The following is a 415-nucleotide window of genomic DNA, read 5'->3' on the forward strand; positions in this document are numbered from 1 at the left end:
AAAAAAAGCGTTAATAATTGTTTTTCTTTTTTTATATTGTGTTCAGAAAATGGTCATTTTATGGACACTCTTCTTTTCTTATTAAATTTCTCAAAATCGTTTGCATTTATTGTCCATTAACCCGTAATCTATTCTATGTTCATTTATACATATATTTTTAAGTTATGATACAATAAATTAAAATGAAGGAGAAAAAAATGAATATAGGATACGCACGAGTTTCAACTGGACTTCAAAATTTGGATTTACAAAAAGATAGTCTCAAAAAATATAACTGTGAAAAAATATTTACTGACCATATGTCAGGAAGTAAAAAAGAAAGACCTGGTTTAAAATCCGCCATCGAATTTTCTCGTTCTGGAGATACAATTGTTGTTTGGCGGTTAGATCGATTAGGAAGAAATATGGAGGACTT

General features: G+C 28.2%; 1 protein-coding gene. It reads left to right on the plus strand.

Annotation, left to right across the window (positions count from 1 at the left end):
• Positions 1–197: 197 nt before the first annotated feature.
• Positions 198–415: recombinase family protein (locus HFD15_RS14040; protein ID WP_167593831.1), on the plus strand; the 218-nt coding region annotated here is incomplete at its 3' end.

It is taken from the genome of Lactococcus sp. EKM203L (assembly GCF_011800585.1).
GTDB lineage: Bacteria > Bacillota > Bacilli > Lactobacillales > Streptococcaceae > Lactococcus > Lactococcus lactis.